At 64.0% G+C, this 24,163-nt stretch carries 21 protein-coding genes; 9 read left to right on the forward strand and 12 right to left on the reverse strand.

Annotated elements, in window-relative coordinates; translation table 11 throughout:
• Positions 1–345 precede the first annotated feature (345 nt).
• Complete coding sequence (locus tag HOLFODRAFT_RS24135) at positions 346–993, forward strand: GGDEF domain-containing protein (RefSeq protein ID WP_084053816.1); 648 nt, start codon at positions 346–348, stop codon at positions 991–993.
• A gap of 49 nt (positions 994–1,042) precedes the next feature.
• On the opposite strand, the gene fbaA is transcribed toward HOLFODRAFT_RS24135, so the two are convergent.
• On the reverse strand, positions 1,043–2,071 hold the full coding sequence (fbaA, locus tag HOLFODRAFT_RS0216105) for a class II fructose-bisphosphate aldolase (RefSeq protein WP_005033938.1): 1,029 nt from the start codon (positions 2,069–2,071) through the stop codon (positions 1,043–1,045).
• A 208-nt stretch (positions 2,072–2,279) separates the two neighbouring features.
• Between fbaA and HOLFODRAFT_RS0216110 the strand changes: the two genes are divergently transcribed.
• Entirely contained in the window at positions 2,280–3,779 is a 1,500-nt protein-coding gene (locus HOLFODRAFT_RS0216110) for a Ppx/GppA phosphatase family protein (RefSeq protein WP_005033939.1), read from the forward strand.
• On the opposite strand, the gene HOLFODRAFT_RS21850 is transcribed toward HOLFODRAFT_RS0216110, so the two are convergent.
• From HOLFODRAFT_RS21850 to HOLFODRAFT_RS0216135, 5 genes are all read right to left on the reverse strand, one after another.
• Positions 3,734–4,705: a YheT family hydrolase gene (locus tag HOLFODRAFT_RS21850; RefSeq protein ID WP_005033942.1), complete on the reverse strand. Its 972-nt coding sequence runs from the start codon at positions 4,703–4,705 to the stop codon at positions 3,734–3,736. The genes HOLFODRAFT_RS0216110 and HOLFODRAFT_RS21850 overlap by 46 nt on opposite strands.
• Positions 4,702–5,277: a UbiX family flavin prenyltransferase gene (locus tag HOLFODRAFT_RS0216120; protein WP_005033943.1), complete on the reverse strand. Its 576-nt coding sequence runs from the start codon at positions 5,275–5,277 to the stop codon at positions 4,702–4,704. The genes HOLFODRAFT_RS21850 and HOLFODRAFT_RS0216120 overlap by 4 nt, the downstream gene beginning before the upstream one ends.
• Positions 5,278–5,541: 264 nt before the next feature.
• On the reverse strand, positions 5,542–5,973 hold the full coding sequence (tnpA, locus tag HOLFODRAFT_RS0216125; RefSeq protein WP_005033945.1) for an IS200/IS605 family transposase: 432 nt from the start codon (positions 5,971–5,973) through the stop codon (positions 5,542–5,544).
• 150 nt (positions 5,974–6,123) lie between these two features.
• Positions 6,124–7,488, reverse strand: a complete 1,365-nt coding sequence (gene murC, locus HOLFODRAFT_RS0216130; RefSeq protein WP_026939406.1) for a UDP-N-acetylmuramate--L-alanine ligase — start codon at positions 7,486–7,488, stop codon at positions 6,124–6,126.
• An 83-nt stretch (positions 7,489–7,571) separates the two neighbouring features.
• Entirely contained in the window at positions 7,572–8,927 is a 1,356-nt protein-coding gene (locus HOLFODRAFT_RS0216135) for a hypothetical protein (RefSeq protein ID WP_005033948.1), read from the reverse strand.
• A gap of 511 nt (positions 8,928–9,438) precedes the next feature.
• Between HOLFODRAFT_RS0216135 and HOLFODRAFT_RS0216140 the strand changes: the two genes are divergently transcribed.
• Together HOLFODRAFT_RS0216140 and HOLFODRAFT_RS0216145 are read left to right on the forward strand one after the other, a co-directional pair.
• A complete protein-coding gene (locus tag HOLFODRAFT_RS0216140) occupies positions 9,439–10,344 on the forward strand; it encodes a carbon-nitrogen hydrolase (RefSeq protein WP_005033950.1) in 906 nt (301 codons plus the stop codon).
• A gap of 8 nt (positions 10,345–10,352) precedes the next feature.
• Entirely contained in the window at positions 10,353–11,378 is a 1,026-nt protein-coding gene (locus HOLFODRAFT_RS0216145) for an agmatine deiminase family protein (RefSeq protein ID WP_005033952.1), read from the forward strand.
• Between the two features lie 3 nt (positions 11,379–11,381).
• Here the strand turns inward: HOLFODRAFT_RS0216145 and HOLFODRAFT_RS0216150 are convergent, their stop codons facing one another.
• Complete coding sequence (locus HOLFODRAFT_RS0216150) at positions 11,382–11,951, reverse strand: hypothetical protein (RefSeq protein WP_005033954.1); 570 nt, start codon at positions 11,949–11,951, stop codon at positions 11,382–11,384.
• 13 nt (positions 11,952–11,964) lie between these two features.
• Positions 11,965–12,930, reverse strand: a complete 966-nt coding sequence (locus HOLFODRAFT_RS0216155; RefSeq protein WP_005033956.1) for a metallopeptidase domain-containing protein — start codon at positions 12,928–12,930, stop codon at positions 11,965–11,967.
• A gap of 134 nt (positions 12,931–13,064) precedes the next feature.
• On the opposite strand from HOLFODRAFT_RS0216155, the gene HOLFODRAFT_RS21855 reads away from it, so the two are divergent.
• On the forward strand, positions 13,065–14,219 hold the full coding sequence (locus tag HOLFODRAFT_RS21855; protein WP_005034570.1) for an ISAs1 family transposase: 1,155 nt from the start codon (positions 13,065–13,067) through the stop codon (positions 14,217–14,219).
• On the opposite strand, the gene HOLFODRAFT_RS0216165 is transcribed toward HOLFODRAFT_RS21855, so the two are convergent.
• The 3 genes from HOLFODRAFT_RS0216165 to HOLFODRAFT_RS0216175 all read right to left on the reverse strand — a co-directional run bounded on the left by HOLFODRAFT_RS0216165 (position 14,212) and on the right by HOLFODRAFT_RS0216175 (position 16,259).
• Positions 14,212–15,288: a M6 family metalloprotease domain-containing protein gene (locus HOLFODRAFT_RS0216165; protein ID WP_005031275.1), complete on the reverse strand. Its 1,077-nt coding sequence runs from the start codon at positions 15,286–15,288 to the stop codon at positions 14,212–14,214. The two genes, HOLFODRAFT_RS21855 and HOLFODRAFT_RS0216165, sit on opposite strands and share 8 nt — an antisense overlap.
• Positions 15,289–15,366: 78 nt before the next feature.
• A complete protein-coding gene (locus HOLFODRAFT_RS25600; protein ID WP_005031276.1) occupies positions 15,367–15,501 on the reverse strand; it encodes a hypothetical protein in 135 nt (44 codons plus the stop codon).
• Positions 15,502–15,512: 11 nt separating this feature from the next.
• Positions 15,513–16,259: an ABC transporter ATP-binding protein gene (locus HOLFODRAFT_RS0216175; protein WP_005031277.1), complete on the reverse strand. Its 747-nt coding sequence runs from the start codon at positions 16,257–16,259 to the stop codon at positions 15,513–15,515.
• A 188-nt stretch (positions 16,260–16,447) separates the two neighbouring features.
• Between HOLFODRAFT_RS0216175 and HOLFODRAFT_RS0216180 the strand changes: the two genes are divergently transcribed.
• From HOLFODRAFT_RS0216180 to HOLFODRAFT_RS0216195, 4 genes are all read left to right on the forward strand, one after another.
• Positions 16,448–17,359, forward strand: coding sequence for an AEC family transporter (locus tag HOLFODRAFT_RS0216180; protein WP_005031278.1), 912 nt, complete (start codon positions 16,448–16,450; stop codon positions 17,357–17,359).
• A gap of 17 nt (positions 17,360–17,376) precedes the next feature.
• Positions 17,377–18,642, forward strand: coding sequence for an MFS transporter (locus tag HOLFODRAFT_RS21860; protein WP_005031279.1), 1,266 nt, complete (start codon positions 17,377–17,379; stop codon positions 18,640–18,642).
• Complete coding sequence (locus HOLFODRAFT_RS0216190; protein WP_005031280.1) at positions 18,639–21,254, forward strand: AMP-binding protein; 2,616 nt, start codon at positions 18,639–18,641, stop codon at positions 21,252–21,254. Before HOLFODRAFT_RS21860 ends, HOLFODRAFT_RS0216190 begins: the two co-directional genes overlap by 4 nt.
• A gap of 306 nt (positions 21,255–21,560) precedes the next feature.
• A complete protein-coding gene (locus HOLFODRAFT_RS0216195) occupies positions 21,561–23,099 on the forward strand; it encodes an SEL1-like repeat protein (protein WP_158412980.1) in 1,539 nt (512 codons plus the stop codon).
• A 414-nt stretch (positions 23,100–23,513) separates the two neighbouring features.
• Here the strand turns inward: HOLFODRAFT_RS0216195 and HOLFODRAFT_RS0216200 are convergent, their stop codons facing one another.
• A complete protein-coding gene (locus HOLFODRAFT_RS0216200) occupies positions 23,514–23,984 on the reverse strand; it encodes an SEL1-like repeat protein (protein ID WP_005031282.1) in 471 nt (156 codons plus the stop codon).
• Between the last annotated feature and the right edge of the window lie 179 nt (positions 23,985–24,163).

A 24,163-nucleotide genomic window follows, 5' to 3' on the forward strand; every position in this document is an offset into this window, starting at 1 on the left:
CGCCACCGCCGTCCACAGCGCACCTCCTCCTCCGGCCCAGTCGGAAGACGAACTCGTCTCCCAGCGCCGCCTCCTCTCATTGGAGGACAGCGCCCAGGCGACCCTGGATTCCGGGTTCCGCTGGCTCCGGTTCCCCAAGCGCCTGGAACGTCAATTCGAGCAGGATTCCGCCACGGAACGCGTCTCCAGGTTCCGGATTTACGGTGCTGCGGGCGTGCTCCTCATCGATATCTTCGGCTACGGCGATTTCCGGATGATCCCGGATGTGGCCCGCTTCGCGCTCCTGCTCCGTCTCTGCTTCCTGACCCCGGTCATCGCCCTCGTCACCTATTTCCTGCCGCAGCCATGGTTCGCCCGACACCGCGAGTGGCTTGCAGCGGGACAGGTGATCCTGACCACCCTCACCCTGAACGCCCTCCTCCTGACGAGCTGCCATCCCAACGCCCTGCATTACCACACGGGGATCCTGGTGATCTACGTCTTCGGGGTGATGTTGATCCGGCTTCGGTTCTGGTTCGCCGCAGTCTGGATGAGCGCCTCCAGGCGGAGTGGAACCGGGCAGCCAGGTCAGGTACCCCACTGGCCGTCCTCTTCCTGGACGTCGACAACTTCAAGGCCTACAACGACCACTACGGGCATCAGGCCGGGGACACATGCCTGATGCGAGTCGCAGCGGTCCTGGGCTCCCAGGTCAAGCGGGCCGGAGATCTCTGCGCCCGGTACGGGGGAGAGGAGTTCGTAGCCCTGATGCCCCAGACTCCCACCTCCCAGGCCAGGCTGATGGCCGAAAAGGTCCGCAGCGCCGTGGAGGAAGCCAGCATCCCCCACGAGCATTCACCGACCGCCCCGGTCGTCACCATCAGCTGTGGAGTGGCGGCATTCGTACCCACACTGGACCGGGCGCCCGAACAGCTCCTCCACATGGCGGATCAGGCCCTGTACCTTGCCAAGGAGTCCGGCCGGAACCGGGTCCACCAGGTGGACCCGGAATGAAAAAGCCGGACACGCCTGTGTCCGGCTTCCACTCACGATTTGGAGAGGTTCAGGCCTCTTTGCCCAGGCTGGTGCCAGCGCAGCGCAGGTCGTGGCAGGCACGCACAACACGATCAGCCATGCTCTGCTCGGCCTTCTTCATGTAGGGGCGGGGGTCGAAGACCTTCTTGTTGCCGACCTCTCCATCGACCTTGAGCACACCGTCGTAGTTCTTGAACATGTGGTCGGCGATGGCGCGGGTGAAGGCGTACTGGGTGTCGGTGTCGATATTCATCTTGATGACGCCGTAGTCCAAGGTCTCGTGGATCTCCTCGAGGCTGGAACCGGAGCCGCCGTGGAAGACCAGCAGGGCGCTCTCGCCGGGCTTGGCCTGGGCGATGGCCTCCTGGCCCTCCTTGAGGATCTGGGGCTTCAGGACCACGTTGCCGGGCTTGTAGACGCCATGGACGTTGCCGAAGGTGGCGGCCAGCATGTAACGGCCAATGGGAGCCAGGGCCTTGTGGACATCCACCATGTCCTCGGGGGTGGTATAAAGCTTTTCCTTGCCCACGCCGCTGGTGTCATGGCCATCCTCTTCGCCACCCACGACGCCGGTCTCCACCTCCAGGATGATCTCGCTCTTGGCACAGCGCTCCAGGAGTTCGGAAGAACGCTTGATGTTCTCGGGAATGGAGAGCTCGGAGCCGTCGAACATGTGGGCGTTGAAGACATTGGGACGCCCGGCGGCCCGGCGGCGCTCGGTCTCCTCGATGAGGGGCAGGACAAAGCCCTCCAGGTGCTTGGGGTGGCAGTGGTCCGTATGGAGGGCCACGTTGATGTCATAGAAGTCGGCCATGTAGCGCACGTAGTCCGCCAGGGCGATGGCCCCCTTGGCCATGTCCTTGATGCCCAGCCCGGAAAGGAACTCGGCGCCACCGGTGGAGATCTGGATGATGCCATCGGCCTTGGCGGTCTTCAGGCCCAGCAGGACGGCATTGGCGGTCTCGGTGGAGGTCACGTTGAAGGCCGGGAAGGCGAACCTCTCCTTCTTGGCGCGATCCAGCATCCGGCAGTAGGTCTTGTTGTCAACAACAGGCATGGCCGTTCCCCTGTACGAAAGGTTCACACAAAGGTCCAACATACCCCCCCGGAGTATCCGGGGCAACCGGTGGTACCCGAAAGCCCTCCCTCCGCGCCCTCCGCGCCCTCCGTGCCTCCGCGTGAGCCTCTTTTCCTCCCCAGTAAGGCGCACCCTATTCACAACCCTCTGCCCCGGTTCGGACTATGCTGGTCCCAGGGAGGCCAGGATGCGGATTGCAGCCATTGATGTCGGTTCCAACTCCATCCACATGGTGGTGGTGGAGACCGATGCCATGGGTAACCAGCAGGTTCTGGCCCGGGAGAAGATGATGGTCCGTCTCTCCAAGGGGCTGGCCCAGGCCGGCCTCATCTCCCCCGACACCTATCGGGCCGGGCTTGATGCCCTGGCCCTGATGGCATCGGTCATCCAGGGATTCAAGTGCGACACCATCATGGCCTGCGGAACCGCTGCCCTCCGCGAAGCGGCGAACGCCGGGGCTTTCGTCGGGGAAGCTGCCGAACTTGGAATTCCCATCCGTATCATCTCCGGCGAGGAGGAGGCCCGCCTCATCCACCTCGCCGTGAGCCGCTCGGTACCCTTTCCCACCGAGCCCACGGCCCTGGTGGATATCGGTGGTGGCAGCACCGAGATCACCTGGACCATGGGGGAGCGAGTCCTGGCCTCGATCTCCCTGCCCTGGGGCATCCAGCGCCTGGCAGACGCCGTTCCGACCTCTGATCCTCCTGTTCCAGAGGACCTCAAACGCCTGAGGAAGTTCATCCGCAAGGTTCTCAGGAAGGCCACGAGGAGCCTGCCGGAGGACCTCCCGACGACCCGGATCCTCTTGGCCACCTCGGGAACCTGGCAGGATCTGGCCAAAGGAAGCGGCAGCGAGACGGAGTTGGGCCTGGCCCAGCTCATCAAGTTCAAGCGCCACCTCTGGCAACTCCCGGCCCAAGCCAGGATTGAGACTCTCGGCGTAGAGGCCAAGCGGGCGGAGGTCCTGCATGTGGGGGCCACCTGGGCCACCGGGCTCATGCGCTGGCTTGGGGCCGAGCAGGCCCGCTGCCTCCCGGTGGGTCTGCGGGAGGGGATGATCTGGGAGGCCCTCAAGCACGGCGGCATGGACCTCCCAGCCCTGGCGGCCCGCCGCAGGGCTTCGGTGGAAACGCTGGCGGAGCGACTGGACCCAGATGCCACCCACAGCCACCATGTTGCTATTCTTTGCGACCAGCTCTTCCGGGATATCCGCCCCTATTTCGAACTGGGAGATCCAGAACGGGAACTCCTGGGCTTCGCCGCCAGGCTCCACGACATCGGCCTCTCCATCGCCGAGAGAGCCCACCACAAGCTCGGCGCCTACCTCGTCCAGAGCGCCAAGCTCCAGGGTTTCTGGCCCAAGGAGTCCGATGTCATCAGCCAGGTGGTGCGCTTCCACCGGGGCAAGGCACCCCGCAAGGCCAAGGACGAGCTCTACGCCCGCTTGGCCCCCTGGCACCAGCAGGTGGTGGAGAAGCTGGCGGCCATCCTGCGGGTGGCGGACGCCCTGGACCGCCGCAGGATCAAGGCCGTGCGCTCCGTCAGCCTCCAGGAGGAAGAAGGCGGATTCCGTCTGGTTATCAAGGGAAAGAACGACCTGCGCCCCGAACTGGAAAGCCTCCGCACCAAGGGCGAGTTGCTCTACGAGCTGCTGGAACTGCCGGTGCGGCTGGTGGTGGAGAGATAAGATTCCCGGAAACACACCTCCAGCGCGTAATCCAGCCAGCGTCGGCTCCCCAGGGGTGTAGGCCTTGCGGCCCAGTAGCCCATGTGGCCCCCGGAGCGCTCAACATGGAGCCTGACGGCGGGGGAAACGGGCCCCAGATCCGAAGCCGGAGCGAAGGGATCGTCCTCACTGGTGAGGATCACCGTGGGCGTCCTGATCCCAGCCAGGTGGGAACCGCAGCTGCAACGGGTGTAGTAGTCCAGGCGATCCCGGAAGCCCGCGGCCTGGGCCGTGTAGACTTCGTCGAAGTCCCACAGGGTGGCAGTGGGAGGGAGGGAGCGGCCTCCCAGCTCCTCTGCCAAACGGCGCAGGCGCTTCACGAAGCGGAGGTCGTAGACGCGATTGAAACCCTGGCGGAGTCGCCGGGAGGCCGCCTCCAGATCGCCGGGAGGATTGACCGCGATAGCCAGATCGGGCTGCGCCAGATGCTGGTCCCGGCCCACCAGGAGCAGGAGCATGTTGGCGGAGATGGAAAAGCCCACGGCGAGATGGCGATGCCCAGGCCAGCGCTCCCTCCCCCAGGCCAGGACCGCCGCCAGATCCCCGGTGGCCCCGCTGTGGTAGGTCCGCCGGGCCATGCCCCTGCCCTCCCCCGAACCCCGGTGGTTCACCGCCACCACGGTCCATCCCCGGGCCAGGCCCAGGGCGACGGTACGCCGCATGTAGTCCGCGTCGGCGCTGCCCGCCAGCCCATGAAAGAGGAAGAGCACCGTCGAATTGCACCCCTCCCAGATCCTCAGAGCCAGCCGATCCCCGTCCGCCAGGGACAGGCTCTCGGCCCGCCAGGGCGATTCCGGCGTCGGCGAAGGAATCAGGTGGGCCAGGATCGTCTGGACATGGGGCCAGCGGGCCCAGCGGGGCGGCACAAAGGGTTCCGGCGCGTTCATCCCTTCCAGCGCCTTCCGTCCTCTTCAGCCAGCCCCAGGCGGTCCAGCACCCGGGTGGCGAAGGCCTCGTAGAGGTCCTCCAGGGTCTCGGGCCGATGGTAGAAGCTTGGCATCAAGGGCATCACCAAGGCCCCAGAGTCATTAACCCTTAATAGATTCTCCAGATGAATCCGATTCAAGGGGGTCTCCCGGACACAGAGGACCAGGGGCAGGCGCTCCTTGAGGCAGACATCCGCCGCCCGGGCCACGAGGTTCTCGCTGGTGCCCGAGGCGATGCGGCCCAGGGTCCCGGCGCTGCAGGGCAGGACCACCATGCCGTCCTGGCGGTGGCTGCCGCTGGAGATGTCCGCCCCCAGATCGTTCTCGTAGAGGTGGCGGACCTTGGGGGAGATGGCCAGGAGGTCCTCCTGGGTGAGCTCCGTCTCATCCTCCAGGCAGCGGCGCCCGGTGGGCGTCAGCAGGAGGCTCACCTGCTCCACCCCGGGATTCTCAGCCAGTCGCCGCAGCACCGCCACGCCGAAGGCCGAGCCCGTGGCCCCGGTGATGGCGAGGGTGAAGCGCTTGTTAGACATGAATCCAGCCTAGCATCAGCAGCGGCAGGATCAGTCAAAGCATCTCCGACGTCCAGGACACGAAGGATAACGTCTTTATCCTATACATCCTGCCTATCCTGTTTCTTGTTTTTAAACAGGATAGGCAGGATGGACAGGATGAAAAATATAGTAAGACATCCCCCGGCAGAGCCGGGGGCCTTTCAATGTGAGCCGCTCGAAGCGGCTGAACGGGGTCGCTAACGCGGCCCCGAATGAGTTATGGGGCACCACATGGTGCCCGCCTTAACGAAACAGCGACAACTGTTCCAAGCGTTCGTCCTCTTTTTCCTGGCTTCGGATGTACTCGCGGACGACCTCCTCATCCCGCCCAACTGTCGACACAAAGTAGCCTCGGGCCCAGAAATGCTGCCCGACGAAGTTTCGCTTACTTTCCCCATAGACCCGGGCCAGCCAGATCGCGCTCTTCCCCTTGATGAAACCCACCACCTGAGACACCGCATACTTCGGCGGGATCGAGATCAGCATGTCCACATGGTCAGCCATCAGGTGGCCTTCCTCGATACGACACTCCTTCTGATCAGCCAAACGCTTGAATATCTCCCCCAGGTGAGGCCTCAGCTTTTCGTATAGCGTCTTCCTCCTGCATTTCGGGATGAAAACCACGTGGTACTTACACTCCCAGCGGGAGTGGCTTAGACTTTCCGACGAGTCCATCTCGGACCTCCTTTCGCGTGCTTGGCGGCTCACGATTCGAGATTCCAAGATGGACTCCCTGAAAAGTCAAACTTCTACTGCCTCCCCGGCAGAGCCGGGGGTTTTCCCGAAATGGATAATTAATTTTTTGACTTGAAGACCAGGAAGTCTCTACAGCTCCAGGAACTTGGGCCCCACCTGGGTGATGCTCCCGGCCCCGAAGGTCATGAGGAGATCCCCTTCGCGGGTCAGCCCCTTGAGGAAGGCTGGCAGATCCTCCAGCCTGGGCACGTAGTGGGCCTCGCGCTGGCCGTGAGCCAGGACCGAATCCACCAGGGTCTGGCCGGAGATGCCGGGGATGGGGGGCTCGCTGGCGGCATAGATGTCCGTGAAGACCACCACGTCGGCATCGAAGAAGGCGCGGCCGAACTCCTCCAGCAGGGCTTGGGTGCGGGTGTAGCGGTGGGGCTGGAAGGCCACCACGATGCGCCGCTCCGGGAAGCCGTGGCGGGCTGCGCCCAGGGTGGCAGCGATTTCCGTGGGGTGGTGGCCGTAGTCATCCACCACCAGGACACCGTCTTTCTCGCCCTTCTTCTGAAAGCGGCGGTCAGCCCCGGTGAAGCTGGAAAGGCTGGCCTGGATGATCTCCCGCTCCACCCCCAGTTCCATGGCGACCCCGATGGTGGCCAGGGCGTTGAGGACCATGTGGTGCCCCGGCACGCCCAGGGAGAAGGCCCCCAGATCCTCGCCGAAGGCCCGCACCTTGAAGTGGGTGCGCCAGCCCTCCTGGACGATGTCCCGGGCCTGGATATCCACCTGGGGATGGGTGCCGTAGGTCCGCACCTGGCGCTTGAGACGGGGCCGCAGCACCGCCACATTGGGATCGTCCATGCAGACGAAGAGGGAACCGTAGAAGGGCACCTTGTTGCCGAACTGGGCGAAGGCCTCCAGAATCTCGTCGATGTCTTTGTAGTGGTCCAGGTGCTCCCGGTCAATGTTGGTGATGACGCCGATGGTGGGACTCAGGAGCAGGAAGCTGCCATCGCTCTCGTCGGCCTCTGCCACCAGGAAGGGCCCCTTGCCCAGCTTGGCGTTGCTGCCGATGGTCCCCAGCTTGCCGCCGATGACGATGGTGGGGTCGATGCCCCCCTGGCTCAGGACCTGGGCAATCATGCTGGTGGTGGTGGTCTTGCCGTGGGAACCGGCCACGGCGATGCCGTATTTCATGCGCATCAGTTCCGCCAGCATCTCGCCCCGGGGGATGACGGGGATCTTGGCGCTGCGGGCGGTCACCACCTCGGGGTTGTCACCCTTCACGGCGCTGGAGATCACCACCACCTGGGCTCCTTCGATGGCCTTGGCCCCGTGCCCGATCTGCACTTCCACCCCCAGCCCCTGGAGCCGGGTGGTGGTGGCGCTCTCCTTCACATCCGAGCCCGTGACCCGATAGCCCAGGTTCACCAGCACCTCGGCGATGCCGGACATGCCGATGCCCCCGATGCCAACGAAATGGATGTGCTGAATCTTTCCGAACACGCATGCCCCCAGGATGATCTTTGAGTCTACCCCCATCCCCGGCGGTTCCGGAGAACGGCGCACGAAAGCCCGAGCGGGTGCCTTCAGGGGACGATCCGAGTACCCGTCACCCGGTCCACGGTTTCCAGGGCCCCCCGAACTGGGTCCGTTTTGTCGCTGAGGGTGGAGACAGCAGGACGCGAAGGGGCCCTCTCACGCAGGGGGTGGCGCACGAGAACCCGAAGGATCTCCATGGCCTGGGCCTCGGAAAGATTCATGGCCGTCAGACGCTGCGCCAGCGCCTCCCGCTGGGCTCGGATCGAGGCAGCATCCCCTCCCTCCTGGAGGAGAGCCAGGAGCGCCTTCTGGTTATCAGGCTCCCTGGACCAGGCCAAGAGGGCCTCGGACCTGGATTCCTGCAACTGGCGCCGGGCCTCCGCGTGGCGGGTCCGGACCGCTTTGAGTTCATCCTGCTCCAGGCGGTGGGCCTCGGCCTCGCGGGCGTCGTGATGGGCCGCCTCCAGGGCGTAGCGGGCCAGGATGTCCATCGAGGCATCGGACAGGCGGGGCAATTCCGCGGCGACTGGAGCCGCCGTTTCCCGCCGGGGCTCCACGACCTTCATCCACACCCCATCCGCCCTGCTGGGCGTGGGGGCCGAAGCCAGGAGGGCAGCGGGAGGGGCGGCCATGGTCTGCCAGGCCCACCCGGAGACAGGCAACAGGACGCCGTCAATCCCAGCATGGTAGACCGCCTTGATGCTGGGCGAGGCCACCTGGAAAGCGGGGACCACCACAGCCCCGGCAGCGGTCCCCACCACGGCCCCTGCGGCCCCCAGGGGCACCCGAATCAGGGTTTCGAAGGAGGCACTGACGGTGGCCCAGGGGTAAGCCAGGGGCCAACCGAAGGTCTTGCGCTGGACTCGCCGCTTGGCCATTTCGAAATTCCGGGACCAGGCCTTCCCAGAGCCCTCAATCCCGAACTCCCACAGTGAGTCTTCCCATCCCCACTTGAAGCAGGAACGGGAATCCCTGCCCAGCTTCCTCCAGGTGCGGGCCTGTCCGTATTCCCCCAGGTTCGAGGCAGCATCGGACCAGCCCTGCGTTCCATAGCGCCAGGGGGCCACATAGCCCGGCAGAATCCTGATGTTGTAGCTCCGCCCCTGACTATCCTCCATCTGCCCCCGCCAAAGCATGTCAGCCCGCTGGGTCCAGGTGGCCCATCCCTGGTCCACCCCCACAGGCCCGGCCACGGGAGCCTGGGCGATCACAGTGACGTTCTCTTCCGGCAGATGTGCCACAAGATAGCCATCCACCACAGCAAACCGTGGCGTGACGGCCTTTGTGACAGCAGCATCCATGACCTGAGGCAGTGGTGAGACCTGGGCGAAACCCCAGCTTCCGGCGACAAGAAAGGCCAGCAGGGTGATGGGGCGGTGCATCTTTCCAAGTTCAAAGGCCATGCAGAATCTCCGACATCCGTTAATCATAGGGGAGTGCCCTTTGAGCAAAGCCATACCCGATTATCGGCTTTGCTCAGCCGAAAAAGACATGAGCTGGGCGCACGGATGAAAGGGATGAAAAGCCGCTGACAGAAGGCTCGGCGCTCTGGCCAGGTTCAGGAAGGGCAAAGGGGCTATGGCACGTAGGCGCGCCTATGCCCCTTTGCCCTTCCTGAACGCGTGCGGCTTTGCCGCGCGCCCCCGCATAGCGGGGCGGGCCAGATCGCCGATGTGAACCATCGTTGCCCGCTGATTGCTTTATCCTGTTCATCTTTTGCATCCCAGCTGAATTCATTGATTTTCGGTGCCTGCCAATAGTCCTCCCAGCCCCTCGGTCTTGGCTGAAGCAAGCCGATAATCGGGAAGCCATAAGCATACTTCCCGGTGACCGCATTCGGAGAATTGACAGATCCGTTGCCAACGGCCCCCGGGGGCACTGGTATCCTTGTCCTCTCAATTTTCGAGGCTTGCCGTGTCTCCAGACCGTTTCCATGTCGCATTGATCCAGATGTCCTGCTCCAGCGAGCCAGAGGAGAACCTGCGCAAGGCCCTGGATTGCATCGGGGAGGCCGCCGCCCGGGGGGCCCAGGTAGTCTGCCTGCCGGAACTCTTCCAGACCCAGTATTTCTGCCAGCGGGAGGACGCCGAGCTCTTCGACCTGGCCGAGGCCATCCCCGGTGCCACCACGGATCGCCTCGCGGAAGCGGCGAAGCACCACGGCGTAGCCCTGGTGAGTTCCCTCTTCGAACGCCGGGCCGCCGGGCTCTACCACAACACCGCTGTCATCCACGACGCCGATGGCGAACAGCTGGGCATCTACCGGAAGATGCACATCCCGGACGACCCCCTCTTCTACGAGAAGTTCTACTTCACCCCCGGCGACCTGGGCTACAAGGCCTTCGACACCCGCTTCGGGCGCATCGGCACCCTGGTGTGCTGGGATCAGTGGTACCCGGAGGCGGCCCGCCTGACCGCCCTCCAGGGCCCCAGCATTCTCTTCTATCCCACCGCCATCGGTTGGCACCCCCTCGAAAAGGCTGAGTTCGGCATTGCCCAGCACGATGCCTGGCGCACCGTGCAGCGGGGCCACGCCGTGGCCAACGGCATCTTCGTGGCGGCGGTGAACCGCGTGGGTTTCGAAACCGGCAACATCCGGGGCAATGAGGCGAAGGAAGGCAAGGGCCTGGAATTCTGGGGCGGCTCCTTCCTGGCGGATCCCTTCGGGCGGATCATCGTCGAGGGAAGCCACGACAAGGAGGAGATCCTCATCGGAGAGGTGGACCTGAAGCTCCTGGAAGACACCCGGCGCAACTGGCCCTTCTTCCGGGACCGCCGCATCGACTCCTACGGCGCCATCACCCGCCGCTTCCTGGACTGAGGACAGCCATGCGCCGCATGCCCGCCGAATGGGAACCCCACGCCGCCACATGGCTGGCCTGGCCCCACAATGCCGAGGACTGGCCCGGCAAGTTCGCACCCATCCAGTGGGTCTACGCCGACATCATCCGCCACCTCACCCGCCACGAGCGGGTGGAACTGCTGGTGCAGGACGCCGAAGCCGAAGCCAAGGCCCGCAGGATCCTGGCCCGGGCCAACGCCCTGAACGGGAACCTCCGCATCCACCATCTGCCCACGGACCGCATCTGGATGCGGGACTCGGGCTGCACCTTCGTCCAGGAGGGCGGGCACCTCAAGGGGGTGAACTGGCTCTTCAATGCCTGGGCGAAGTACGGCAACTGGCAGCGGGACTGCCAGGTGGGCGAGGCCATGGCCCGCATCGCAGGTGCCGAGCCCGTCCAGGCCCTCCGCCGGGAAGGCCGCGTGATCCTGGAGGGCGGCTCCATCGATGTCAACGGCGAAGGCATCCTCCTCACCACGGAGGAGTGCCTCCTGAGCGAGGTCCAGCAGCGCAACGCGGGCCTCACCAGGACGGGCTACGAGCGGGTCTTCGCCGAGCACCTGGGAATCCGCAAGGTCATCTGGCTGGACCGCGGCATCGAGGGGGACGACACCCACGGCCACGTGGACGACATCACCCGCTTCGTAGCCCCGGACACCATCGTCACGGTGGTGGAACCCGACCCCGCCGACCCGAATCACGCCCCCCTGGCGGAGAACCTCCGCCGCCTCAAGGCCGAGCGGGATCTCGACGGCGAGCCCTTCCGCATCGTGGAGCTCCCCATGCCTTCCCCGGTCTTCTTCGAAGGGCGGCGCCTCCCCGCCAGCTACGGCAACTTCTACATCGCCAACGGCCTGGTGCTGGTGCCCACCTTCAACGACCCCAAGGACCGCCTCGCACTCAACCTCCTGGCGGAACTCTTCCCGGACCGGGAGATCGTGGGCATCCACAGCGGCGACTTCATCTGGGGCTTCGGGGCCATGCACTGCATGACCCAGCAGCAGCCGACCTGAATCTCACTGACAGACCAGAGTGCCTGCCGTCAGGGTAATGTCCTGAAGCGTGCCGGATGCATCCAGTAGGCGGCAGGTACCGACCTGAAGGGTGGCATCCGTTCCCGATAGCGTGCCCAGCCCGGTCCTGAAGTCCAGAGCGACTCGCAAAAGGGTTCCGTTGAGGGACTTCGGTGCAGAAAAGCCCTTCTCAGCCACGGTCCCGACCAGGCTCTGCCCGGTGACCCTGGCTTTCAGGATCTGGGGGGCGCTGCCGAGGCTGAACTGGGTGCCGTTGGCCAGGAAAGTCCCGGCGGGATCGCTGCCGTTCACATTGCTCCAAGCCACCGGGGTCCCAGCGCTCAGGGTCACCGATACCCCGGAGCCCGTCCCGGAAAGGGGTCCCACAAGGTCCAGCACCAGGTGGGTCGTCGTTGAAAGGTCAGCATTGCGAACCAATCGGTAGGTACCGGATGCAGGATTGGTATAGACCAGACCCGAGGCCTTGGGGGTTGAAGGGCTGGAGGAGCCCCCGCCACAGGAGAACTGGGCAAGGGCGAGGATCAGTCCGAGGGGTGCAGCCAGGAGCTTCATGGGTATGCCTTTCTCAGAGCTGGCCCAGGAGGGCATCCAGGTCGGTGTTGTCCACGGTACCAGTTCCCTTGAGGTTGGCCGGGGCGGAAGTGCCCTGGCCCCACTGGGCAGCCAGGCTGAGCAGATCCTGGGGATCCACCCCCCCTGAGGCATCCAGGTCCATGGACTTGACCGTCACGGTGGAGGAAGCGGTAATCGAGGCATCCACGGCGCTGGCGACCTCCACCGTGAAGACTAGGTCCGCCACAGGGGTTCCAGCGGGAGCCGTCAGGGTCGTCGTCAAGCCTGCATCCACCTTGGAGGCGCCGCTGGCCCCCGCCAGGCCCCATGTCACGCCCCAACCCTCGTCACCACTGGCGGTGATGGCCAGACTGGCCCCCGGCAGCAGAACCGCCGTGGTGGGCGTCACGCTGATGGAGATGGTCGAGGTGTCCGCGTAGAAGCTGAAGCTCATGGAAGTTCCCGGGACGCTCGCCGCGGTGAAACCCACCAGACTGCTCGAACCGCTGTAATAGGTGGAGGACGGCGTGGTCAGGGGGGTGAAGCTGTCATGCCCTCCGCTATAGAAGAGAGACGCACCGGAGCCCACGGAGCCGTAGAGCGCATTGTCAGCATGTTCCGCCATCACCATCTGGTGGCTGCCCGCGACATAGGCGTTACCCGCAATGGCCTCATCGACATGCAGGGTCAGGAGTCCACCGGCCCAACCTGAGCCAAGATTGGCCACCAGGCCCCGGTCCCAGCCCGAAGGGTAGCGATTCTCCACCAGAAAGTATTCCTGACTCGTGAGCAAGGGAGACCGGAGCTTGGCTACCGCCTGGATCGAGGACAGGGGGAGCCCCAGGGTTACGGTCTGCCCAAGCTGGTCTGGGGTCTGGGGGCTGGCCCAGCCCAGGTACTGACGACACCAGGCATCCAGAGTCACGGGGGTGGAACCGCTATCTTCCCCAGTATCCGCCCCCCAGCTTCCATAGGACATCAGGGCCGCCGCATGTACAAATAATCAAAAAAGCAATAAATCGGGCCATATAGCTGGCAAATCAACGGTGCGGGCCCATATAACACTTGTACTTCATAATCAAGTATGGCATGACATTCCATGGAGAACTGTCCATGGTAACCAAAGCCAGAACCCTCGCCGATCACCTCGAATCCTTGCCCGATCCCCGGAGCACGCGTGGTCAGCGGCACCTCCTTCTCGACATCATTCTCATCGCCGTCCTGGCCGTTCTCTGTGGCGCTGACAGCTGGGAGGACATCCACCGCTTCGCCAAGTCGCAGGATGCCTGGCTCAGGACCTTCCTCACGCTGCCCAACGGTGTGCCAAGCGCCGATACGATCAACCGGGTGTTCATCCTGCTCGACCCCAAGGCCTTCACAGAGTGCTTCCTCTCCTGGGTTCGCGACGTACGGAAGAAGGTTCCTGGGGATGTTGTGGCCCTGGATGGCAAGACGCTCCGGGCATCGCTTGCAGCCGGTAAGTCGGCCCTGCACATGGTCAGCGCTTGGTCCTCTGCGAACCATATGGTGCTTGGACAATGCGCCGTCAACGAAAAGAGCAACGAGATCACAGCTATTCCCGCACTCCTCAAGGTTCTGGATCTGAAAGGGTGCATCGTGACGATCGACGCCATGGGGTGCCAGAAGGGAATCGCCAGGGGGATCGTGGCGAAGAAGGCCGACTACCTTCTGGCCGTCAAGGGCAACCAGGAGCGCCTCCACAAGGCCATCAAGGCGTGCTTTGAAAGCCTGGATGCCAATTTGGTGGGCACTGCTCACGGCAGCGCCGAGTCTTTGGAGTCTCGACGTGGTCGGAATGAGCGGCGCCGCGTGACCACCCTGGATGCCGTTGAGCAACTTCCAGAGAGCATCCTCCTGGAATGGCCCAAGCTGGAGACGATCGTGCGAATCCAATCAGAATCGCTGCGCAACGGCAAGCCTGCCCTGGAAGAACGGTTCTACATCACCACCTTGTCCATGACCCAAGCCGAGGCTATTGGTTCGGCCGCCCGCCATCATTGGGGCATCGAGAACAAGCTCCACTGGGTCCTAGACGTGGCATTTCGGGAAGATGCCAATCGGACTCGGAAGGGGAGCGGCCCTGAGTGCAGCGCGGTCCTCCGCCATATCGTGCTGAATCTCCTCCGGCAGGACCCGAACCCCATGGGAAGCATCAAGTTCCGCAGGATGCAGGCCGCCATGTCGCCGGATTATCGTATGGCTGCTTTGCTTGGATTCCCACACAATGGAGAGACGACCTCTATCTAATAATTCCATCATGCGGTGGCCCTGCATAGGACATGAGAGACCAGTGCCCCAGACCGTAGTTGGTGTAATTAGTGTCATAGAGGTCGGGCAGATCTATCAGGGAATGCCCCAGTTCATGGGCAATGACACCCATGGGATGCTGGCGATCCCCGTCGTTCAGTTCGCCGTTCATGGCCCAGGTCGTCAGGGCCTTGGTGCCCGCGGTAACCGACGGCCCGCCCCAGGCGTGGGCCCAGATGGAAGGCGTCTTGGAACTTCCGGAGGTCTCGTAACCGGCGGGGATGAAGTAGATGGCGGCCTCGCTGGGCGTGATCTCCCCATCCCCATTGGTGTCCAGGGCCGCGAAATTCACATAGCTGGCCGCCTGGGCGAGGGCCAGGTTCAGCCAGGCGATTTCCGCCGAATAAGTGCCGTCTTCACCATAATTGGGATGGTTGGCCGCAATCGTTACGCTCACCACCCCACTGGTGCTGGACTGGGTGTGGCTCACGGGTTGGATATCGACAACGTTGTAGGAATTATCCCGGTAGAACTGTCGGACAGACTTCACACCGGTTCCGGTCTGAAAGAGCACGCCGTACCAGCTGGAGGGATCAGTCACAAGGGCCCGGTCTGCGAAAGCGACCAGGATGACCAGCAGCTTTTTGTTGCCTGTGACCGCCGAGGCCGATGAAAGCCCTGACAGCGCAGAGCCGGTCCGCCCCCCAAAGACCGCCTTGCGCTGGGTCGCAGTGGCGCGCTCCCGCAGCGTATCCCTTTTCGGACGCAAGCCCCCCGACAGAAAGGAGGGAGCAGGGGTTCCGGGAACCACAGCGTGACCCGATGGCCTCAGTGCACCCGAGACGGCCTCCCGTTGGGCATACTCCCAGAGCCCGGAAGCCTCGTTCCGCAGCACCGTGTAGCCCTCGAGGGTTTCGGTCCAGCCCTGGAATTCGTCTCCACGGATCCGAACAGGAATTCGGGTGCCATCGGGCTGTTCGAGTTCGATGATGTCAGGCCTGGCTGGGCCCGCCATCGCGGGAAGGGACAAAAGCAGGGCCACAAAGCCCAGAGGGAAGCGGCGGCTCATGGTGGCAACTCCTAGTGTGGTGGCCCCATGATGTCAGCCCTGGGCAGGAAATGCGATCCACCCCTGTCCAGGATCCATTCAGCGTTGCCCGCCAAGTATCACCGCCCCCTTGATGCTGTCCAGCTTGGGGAACTGGGCCTGCGGGGAAGGCTTGGTCGCCAGGGGTAGGGTAAAGCTCGCGAAGGCCGCGAGACTCCATGTTGCCTTGTGCATGGGATCTGCCTTCAATCCTTGTCCGCCCACTCCTTCAGGTGCTCCAGGTGCTGTTCCAGGCTGATGGGGGTGTTGGGCTCGTCGTGCTTGATCCTGCCGTCCAGAAGCTTGACGATGCGGTGGGCGTGGCGGGCGATATCCTCCTCGTGGGTCACCAGGATGATGGTGTTGCCCCGCTGATACAGCTCCTCGAAGAGTGCCATGATCTCTACGCTGGTCTTGGAGTCCAGGGCGCCCGTGGGCTCGTCCGCCAGCAGGATCGAAGGATCGTTCACCAGGGCCCGGGCGATGGCCACCCGCTGGCGCTGACCGCCGGAGAGCTGGTTGGGCATGTGATCCGAACGCTGGCCCAGGCCCACGTCCCCCAGGGCCTTCTTCGACTTGGCATGGCGATCCAGGGGCTTGACCCCGGCGTAGATGAGGGGGAGCTCCACGTTCTGGAGCGCCGTAGTGCGAGCCAGGAGGTTGAAGGTCTGGAAGACGAAGCCGATCTCCTCATTGCGGATCTGGGCCAGCTCATCGTCCGACATGCTGGAGACCACCTTGCCGTTCAGCTCGTATTCCCCGGTGGTGGGGGAGTCCAGACACCCGATCACATTCATCAGGGTGGACTTTCCGGAACCCGAGGGCCCCATGATGGCCACGTATTCCCCCCGCTGGATGGAAAGGGAGACGCCATCCAGGGCCCGCACCTCCATGTCGCCCATCTGGTAGACCTTGGTGATGTCCTGGAGCCGGATCAGGGGTGCTTCAGCCATGGGAACCTCCAGGAACGCAGACTCCCGCAGAGCCCGTTGGAATACAAGTGGGGATTCGAAGGGAAAGCCCCTGCTCTCACAATGGACCCGGGATTGGAGCGAAGGGTGTAGCCCAGCTGGCTACAATAGTCTCCGGTACTTTGGGAGCGGGCCGATGTCCGGCGCTCCGGGTTCCGTGGAAGGCCCTTTTGAGCAATATCGTCGACCAAGTCATCATCCTGTTCCTGCTGCTGGTCGTGGGCTTCTATGCCCGCAAGCGGGGCTTCATCGATGAGCGGGTGAACCGAGGGCTTTCGGACCTCCTGCTCAACGTCACCATGCCCCTGCTGGTCCTCGTCTCCTTCCTGCGCCCCTTCGAGAAGGCCATGCTGGGCCGGGCTGGGGAGATGCTCGCCCTCTCGATCCTCATGAACATCCTCCTGCTCCTGCTGGGCAAGGCCATGTTCTTCAAGGCCCCCCAGCACCGCCAGGCTCCCTGGCGCTTCATCACGGCCTTCTCCAACTGCGGCTTCATGGGGATCCCCCTGCTGGCCAGCCTCTTCCCCGATGTGGGGGTCTTCTTCGGCGCCGTCTTCCAGCTCCCATTCTGGGTCTTCATGTTCAGTTCCGGCATCACCCTCTTCACCGGCAAGACCCGTTTCAAGGATATGTGGAAGGCGGTGATGAACCCCATCCTCATGGCCACCCTGGCGGGCATCGTGCTCTATCTCTGCTCGGTGCCGTTCCCCCGCCCCGTGACCCAGACCATGACCATGGTCGGGAACATGACCACCCCGCTCTCCATGATGATCATCGGAGCCATGCTGGCGGAGGTGAAGGCTAAGGAGGTCTTCTCAGGCGTCTCCATCTACATGATCAGCGCCGTGCGCCTCCTGCTGGCCCCGGCCCTGACCTTCCTGGTATGCAGGCTCTTCCATGCGGATCCTGTCATCACCCGGATCCTGGTGGTCATCGAAGCCCTGCCCTCCGCCGCCACGGTGGCGGTCTTCTCCCAGATCTACGGCGGGGACAACGCCTACACCTCGCGCTGCGTCTTCCTGAGCACGGCCCTCAGCCTCCTCACCCTGCCCCTGGTGGTGCGCCTGCTAGACTGCTTCTGACCTGTTCAGGAGCATGAATGACTCTGGATTCTGAAGCACAGCAGCTCCGCCAGGCCCGGAGCCGTTTCGCGGCCATGGCGAGCTCTTACTTCATGGGCACCTTCAACGACAACTTCTACAAGCAGGCCGTCATGCTCCTGGCGGTGACCCTGGGAATGAAGCAGTTCCAGGGTCTGGTGGGAGCGGCCTTCACCATCCCCTTCATCCTCTTCGCCGCCCCGGCGGGGTGGTTCGCCGACCGCTTCCCCAAGCGCCGCATCGTCATCGGCGCCAAGAGCCTTGAGCTCCTGGCCGCCTTCGTCGGGGCCTACGGCATCCTGGCAGGCCACATGTGGGTCATGATCGGCATGGTAGGGCTCATGGGCCTCCAGTCCACCTTCTTCAGCCCGGCCCTGAACGGATCGATCCCCGAACTCTACCCCCCCAGCCACGTCACCCAGGCCAACGCCATGCTCCGCATGATCGTGAGCGTGGGCATCCTGGTGGGCATCACCCTCTCGGGCTTCGTCCTGGGCATGAAGGGCAGTCCCCTCCTGGGGGCCTCCTTCGGCCACGGAATGGTGGGCCTTGCGGTGATCCTCTTCGCCCTCATCGGCCTGGGCGTGAGCCTGGGCATTCCCTCCAGGCCCGCCGCTGACCCCGGACGCCCCTTCCCCTGGACCGGCCCCCTGGACACCTTCCGGGAGCTGGGAGCCATCTGGCGGGACCACCAGCTGGGCCGGGTCCTGCTGGCGGATGTCTTCATCTGGTCCGCGGGGGTCTTCCAGCTCCTGGTGATCAACACCCTGGGCAAGGAACAGTTCCACCTGGGGGATGCCCGGACCTCTCTGCTGGTGGCCAGCCAGCTCCTGGGCCTGGCCTTCGGGGGACTCCTCTCCGCCCGCTTCGCCAGGGGCGGGCGCTGGTTCCGGGTGCTCCTGCCCGCAGGCCTCGTCATGGGCGCCGCCATGCTGGCCCTGGCCCTGGTGCCCATGATGGCCCAGGGCATCCAGATCCCTGCCCTCTATGCCCTCATCGCCCTCGCTGGGGCCGGGGGTGGCCTCTTCATGATCCCTTGCGAAAGCTTCCTCCAGGTGCGACCGGCCCCCGAGCGCAAGGGAGCGGTCTGGGCCAGTGCCAATTTCGCCGCATTCCTGGGGATGTCCGCCGTGAGCCTGGCCTACACCCTGATCCCGGCCCTGAGCGCCCTCCTCCCCACCCTGGCCTACGGCGGCCTGGGCGTAGCCTCCCTCGGCTTTACCCTCTGGCTGGCGCTGGAGTTTCGCAACAAGGAGTGGGCTTGATCGCGTCGATTCTCTGTGCCCTGGCCAAACCTCTGACCGCGCTCAGATACAAGGTGAGCATTGAGGGGAATATTTCGCCGACCCTTGGGGGTCGGCGAGGGGGCATTCTCTTCCTTCCCAACCACCCGGGACTGATCGATCCCGTCCTGGTGCGGCTCCAGCTCCAGAACCCCTTCGAGCCCTGGGTCCTGGCGGACAAAGACCGGATCTCCGGAAAAGCCACCGCCTGGATCGCCCGGCACTTCAAGACCATGCCCCTGCCGGACCCAGCGGTCTACGGCGAGGCCGCCAAGGGCAAGGTAGAGGAGACCCTGGAGGCCTGCGCGGAGGTCCTGAAGCGGGGTGAGAATCTCATGCTCTACCCCGCCGGGCACCTCATGCGCAGCCACCTGGAGGATCTGGGAGCCAGCAGTGCAGTGGAGGCCCTGCTGAAGAAGGCCCCGGGAACCCGCATCGTCCTCATCCGCACCACCGGTCTCTGGGGCAGCGCGTCCAGCCGCATCCACGGCGTCAGCCCCCAGATGGGCGCCTTCCTGGGCATGGGAATCCGCAAGCTCCTGGCCAACGCCCTGTTCTTCCTCCCCAAACGGCCGGTCCGTATCACCCTGAAGGAAGCGGTGGACTTCCCCTACCAGGGCACCCGGGAGCAGCAGAACCGCTACATGGAGGCCTTCTACAACCTTGAAGCCCCCGCAGGGCGCTACGTCCCCTACGGGTTCTGGGAGAACCGGGAAGGCGGGGAGATGCCGGACCCCATCCCCCCAAAGATCGTCGGAGACCCCGCTAAAGTGGACGTCGCGATCCGTCAGCGGGTCCTGGATTTCCTGAAGGACTTGAGCGGATGTCCCGAACTCCAGGACGGGCATCAGCTGGCCCGGGACCTGAGCCTGGACAGCCTGGGACGCCTGGAGATCATCAACTGGCTCTCCCAGGAATACCGGGTGGAGGCCTCCGATCCCGAAGCCCTTGGCAGCGTCGGCGATGTGATCCTGGCGGCGGCTGGCCTTCTGGACACCAGCGGCCAACGCCAGCTCAAGCCCATCGATCCCAGATGGTTCGCTCCTCGCCGGGTGCCGGTCTCGCTCCCCGAGGGCGCAAACCTCGCCCAAGCCTTTCTGAACCGCGCCAAGCGCGAGCCCGATGCGGCCATCCTGGCGGACCAGAGCTCCGGCGTGAAGAGCTACCGCGACATCATCCTGGGCATCCTCGCCCTTCGCCCCACCCTGAAGGCCATCGAGGGCCAGTACGTCGGCATCATGCTCCCGGCCTCCGTGGGCGCCGCCATCCTCTACATGACGGCCCTCTTTGCCGGGAAGACACCCGTGATGGTGAACTGGACCGTGGGCCCCAGGAACCTCAAGCACGGCCTGGACCTCCTGAAGGTCACGAAGGTGCTCAGCGCCCGGCAGCTCGTCACCAGGCTGGAAGCCCAGGGCATGGATCTTTCGAGCCTGCAGGACCGTTTCCTCCTCCTGGAGGATGTGGGCAAGACCCTGTCCCTGGGCCGCAAGATCCTGGCCCTCCTCCAGAGCCGCCTCTGGTGGGGCGGCCTGCGCCGGGCCAAGGTGACTGATACCGCAGTGGTGCTCTTCACCTCCGGCTCCGAGAACCTGCCCAAGGCAGTGCCCCTGAGCCAGGGCAACCTCCTGGCCAACATCCATGACCTGATCTCGGCCTATCCATTCCTGGACGGCCACCGTTTCACGGGCATCCTGCCCCCCTTCCACTCCTACGGCCTCAACACCACCACCATCCTGCCCCTCTGCGCGGGCGTGCCCACGGTCTTCCATCCCAACCCCACGGAAGGGGCGGCCCTGGCGGCCATCATCCAGGCCTACGGCGCCTCCTTCCTCCTGGGCACCCCCACCTTCCTGAACGGTGCCGTGAGGGCGGCCACGGACGAGCAGCTCGCCAGCCTCAAGTTCGTCATCACCGGGGGCGAGAAGTGCCCCGAGAGCCTCTACGCCACCCTCGACCAGCGTTTCCCGGAAATGATCATCCTGGAAGGCTACGGCATCACCGAATGCTCCCCAGTGGTGAGCGGCAACCGCAAGGATAATCGACGCCACGGCACCATCGGCCTGCCCATGCCCTCCCTGCGCCACGTCCTCGTGGACCCCGAAACGGGCGAGCGGGCCGAGCCCGGCCGCCCCGGGATGCTCCTGGTCCAGGGCCCCAGCGTCTTCAGCGGCTACCTGGACTACGAGGGTCCCTCCCCCTTCCAGGACTTCGAGGGCAGCGCCTGGTATCGCACCGGGGATCTGGTGAAAGAGGAGGATGGCCACCTGGTCTTCGCCGGGCGCCTCAAGCGCTTCGTCAAGCTCGGGGGCGAGATGGTGAGCCTCCCCGCGGTGGAGGAGGCCCTCATCGCCCGCTTCGGCCACGAGGATGACGAAGAGATCATCCTCGCCGTGGAAGCCACCCCCGACGAGCACAATCCAGAGCTGGTGCTCTTCACCATCCGCGACATCTCCCGGGAAGCCGCCAACGCCGCCATCCGCGAAGCAGGCCTCAGCCCCATCCACAACATCCGCAGAGTGGAGAAGGTGGACAAGATCCCCACCCTGGGGACCGGGAAGACGGATTACCGGAGCTTGAAGGCAAGGCTGTAGAACGCTGCTGCGCCACCATCGGGTCATGGCGGGGCAATCCCTACCCCCTAAGCACTTAAATACCCACTAATTAAACATAAAAAGGTTATAATCCAAAGTTGCACACACCGTGCAACCTGCTCTACCCATGCGGAGGCCTAAACCATGGCATTCAACCTCCTCCCATTCGAGGAACATGGCAATTTTGCAGTCCGATGGTTCCGCAATAACCTTTACCCCTTCAAATCTTTCCGCACCATCTGGGACGCAACGTACCGAGGTGATTCCCTGTGGGCGCCCCTCGGGTATGCCTACCTTTGGGTAATCGTGACCAGCCCATTCCTCTTCCTGGCCATGAAACTGGGCTTGATCGCCATTCGGAAAGCAGCTGGCCCCTATGTTTCCTTAGTGCTTAGCGACACGATCCTGATTGTTCCCGGCACCCTGGTAGCCTTCTTGCTCCGACCTTTGTGTTTCATGTTCATCGGAGGATTCACCGCCCACGGGATTCTTTGGGCCTTGGACCAAAGGGTCAGGGGCTATCTTCGGAACTCCCTGCGGGTCCTTGGATACAGCTCCGCGTGGCTGCTGCCTCTCGCAGCCTGCCTGACCGCCCTCTCCCTGTACCTGCAGTTCAACCCGATTGCTTCTGTGAGGGGGGGCCAGGGACTTGGCATGGGCATCTTCGCCACGCCCTCGTGGCTCTCTCTTGCCATTCTCGTCATGTCTGCGGTGCTGGCGGTTCTGGGAATCGCCTTCGCCACCTGGGGATTGGCCTCGGTCCATCGCGTCGCAACGTGGAAGACCGCCCTTGCAGTCATCGTGGCCTTCCTGCTGGTCGGCGGCGCGGACCATGCGCTGCGCCTGGCGGTCGGTAGAACCGTATGGAGGGCGATCATCGGTCCCGACCCGAAACCTGCGGCTCCGGCACAAACGGCAGAGGCGATGGCATCGTCCTCAACGCCCCGCCATGAGGCCACAGAAGCATCCAAGGAGAAGATCCAACGTCTGATCCGCATCGTCGAGCGTTTGCATACAAATACCAGCGATGCCTTCAGTAAAGCGGGATTGCCCGCCCCGCCGAGAGAGGTCGATATGCTGACGGGCGGCAATTGGGGAGTGGCCATAGACCTTCAACAGGCCAACCAGAGTGGTTATGTGCCCAGTTGCCAAGTCATCTATACGCAAACCGTGGCCTCGCTCAAAGGCCAGGTGTGCTACCACTCGTCCTGCCTGGATGAAAGCCCGGCAGGTTATTTCACGGATGAAGGACCGGAGCCCCTGTCACCGCCCCAGGATGCAGAGCAAGCCCGCCACATCCGTCAGACCCGCACCCCGGAACAAACGAGAGCCCTTCGCCAAGCGAGGGATGCGTTCTCAGCCGCCATACTGGAAATCCAGTCAACGATCGGCCCCTTCGAGGCGGTGCCTTCCCGAGTGATCCGGCGAACGGATCAGCCCATTTCACAAGGGCGGCGTCCACAGCTCCCCAGCACGCCGGGATCCCAAAGCGCCTCCACGCCCCATTACCCACCCCCCAGCAGACTCGCAGAATTGCGCTCACACGCGTCCTCTGGGGATTCCGGTGCGATGAATGCCCTGGGGAACCTCCTCTTCCTCGGTCAAGGTTCGAAGGCCGATGGGGGGGATTGGATCCCTGCGAACAAGATCGAGGGAGCACGGTGGCTCAGCCAGGCCTACGAAAAGGGCTTCCGGGATGAATCCAGTTGCGGATTGTTGGCGACAGCCTATGCCACGGGGGATGGCGTGCTGGCTGATCCCATGGAAGCTCGGCGCTGGCGGGAGCGTGCGAGCGCGATCAGGGCAGCCGAATCGCGCCGGGTCCAGCACCCGATTCGGCGCTAGCCGGAGGGTGAATAACCAAGTGCCGCAGGGGCTCAGCTTCGGTCGGGCTTCGCCCAACCACGGAAAACCCAGCACCATCATTGCCCAAGGAAACCGGGGGTGTCGCATAGCTTGTCGCGGTGGCCCCGGAGATGGCGACCCCGTTCTTCATCCACTGGTATCCAATCTGTCCCTTCACCTCGGCATCCACACTGAACAGCGCCCCCTGCCCCACCGGAACCACCTGGTCCGTGGGATTCCGTGGGATTCTTGACCATGCGGGGCGGCTGAGCACCTGCGCAGGCCTCCGGCCCGGTGTGGGCTGGGTAGTCCGGGGAGACGGGAAGAGACGCCGCCACCGCCCAGGGGTCCAGACACACATGGCAGGGCTTCCCTAGGCTGAACATGCCCCCTGAGCGGCCAGCCGTCCTCCCCTTATTTCCGGTATTTCCTGCGTTCAAACGCTGTGCTCTTTTTCGCCCATTCATCTGAAAGCACTTGGTCTTTCGGGTACCCATAGAGGCCCAACCAATAGCATTGCGCGAGGGTCATGGCACACTCCGGATTCCCATTCCGGGCCCCCCGTTCCAGCCAACGGCGGATGTCGGCGGGATCGCCCTGCACCCGCCACATCTGGTAGAGCTCGAAATCCGCCCCTCCATCCCCCGCCGCTCCGGCCTTTTCGAACCAATAGGTTGCCGTTTTCCAGTTACTTTCAGCGACCAATCCCCTACCGGAGATACTGACATAAGCCAATCCCAGCTCTGACATGGACTCTGCATGTCCCAACCTCGCCAGGATATGCACCCGGGAGAACCGCCAGCTCATCAGCAGACCCACTAGCAGGGCCAGCGCCAGGGTAAGCGCCTCCAGGCAGCCCCAGGGCCAGAAACGCATCTTCTTCATCACTCCTCCTGCGCATCATTCCTTGACAACCCACAACGTAGCCTCGGCGCTGGTCACTTGCCCATTGCCATTGCTCACCACCACCGAGAACTTCGCTCCATCATCGGCCGCAGACACCGATGGAATCTCATATATCACCGCATTAGCCCCGGGGATGGAGCTTCTGTTGAACGAAGCCG

The organism is Holophaga foetida DSM 6591 (assembly GCF_000242615.2).
Lineage (GTDB): Bacteria > Acidobacteriota > Holophagae > Holophagales > Holophagaceae > Holophaga > Holophaga foetida.

Excerpts from the sequence above, each read along its gene's own strand:
- HOLFODRAFT_RS0216145 (WP_005033952.1), top strand. The coding sequence starts at position 10,353 with ATGCGCCGCATGCCCGCCGAATGGGAACCCCACGCCGCCACATGGCTG.
- HOLFODRAFT_RS21860 (WP_005031279.1), top strand. The coding sequence starts at position 17,377 with ATGACTCTGGATTCTGAAGCACAGCAGCTCCGCCAGGCCCGGAGCCGT.
- HOLFODRAFT_RS0216150 (WP_005033954.1), bottom strand. The coding sequence starts at position 11,951 with ATGAAGCTCCTGGCTGCACCCCTCGGACTGATCCTCGCCCTTGCCCAG.
- HOLFODRAFT_RS24135 (WP_084053816.1), top strand. The coding sequence starts at position 346 with ATGGTTCGCCCGACACCGCGAGTGGCTTGCAGCGGGACAGGTGATCCT.
- HOLFODRAFT_RS0216165 (WP_005031275.1), bottom strand. The coding sequence starts at position 15,288 with ATGAGCCGCCGCTTCCCTCTGGGCTTTGTGGCCCTGCTTTTGTCCCTT.
- HOLFODRAFT_RS0216200 (WP_005031282.1), bottom strand. The coding sequence starts at position 23,984 with ATGAAGAAGATGCGTTTCTGGCCCTGGGGCTGCCTGGAGGCGCTTACC.
- HOLFODRAFT_RS0216120 (WP_005033943.1), bottom strand. The coding sequence starts at position 5,277 with ATGTCTAACAAGCGCTTCACCCTCGCCATCACCGGGGCCACGGGCTCG.
- HOLFODRAFT_RS0216175 (WP_005031277.1), bottom strand. The coding sequence starts at position 16,259 with ATGGCTGAAGCACCCCTGATCCGGCTCCAGGACATCACCAAGGTCTAC.
- HOLFODRAFT_RS25600 (WP_005031276.1), bottom strand. The coding sequence starts at position 15,501 with ATGCACAAGGCAACATGGAGTCTCGCGGCCTTCGCGAGCTTTACCCTA.
- HOLFODRAFT_RS21850 (WP_005033942.1), bottom strand. The coding sequence starts at position 4,705 with ATGAACGCGCCGGAACCCTTTGTGCCGCCCCGCTGGGCCCGCTGGCCC.
- HOLFODRAFT_RS21855 (WP_005034570.1), top strand. The coding sequence starts at position 13,065 with ATGGTAACCAAAGCCAGAACCCTCGCCGATCACCTCGAATCCTTGCCC.
- HOLFODRAFT_RS0216110 (WP_005033939.1), top strand. The coding sequence starts at position 2,280 with ATGCGGATTGCAGCCATTGATGTCGGTTCCAACTCCATCCACATGGTG.
- HOLFODRAFT_RS0216155 (WP_005033956.1), bottom strand. The coding sequence starts at position 12,930 with ATGTCCTATGGAAGCTGGGGGGCGGATACTGGGGAAGATAGCGGTTCC.
- fbaA (WP_005033938.1), bottom strand. The coding sequence starts at position 2,071 with ATGCCTGTTGTTGACAACAAGACCTACTGCCGGATGCTGGATCGCGCC.
- HOLFODRAFT_RS0216135 (WP_005033948.1), bottom strand. The coding sequence starts at position 8,927 with ATGGCCTTTGAACTTGGAAAGATGCACCGCCCCATCACCCTGCTGGCC.
- tnpA (WP_005033945.1), bottom strand. The coding sequence starts at position 5,973 with ATGGACTCGTCGGAAAGTCTAAGCCACTCCCGCTGGGAGTGTAAGTAC.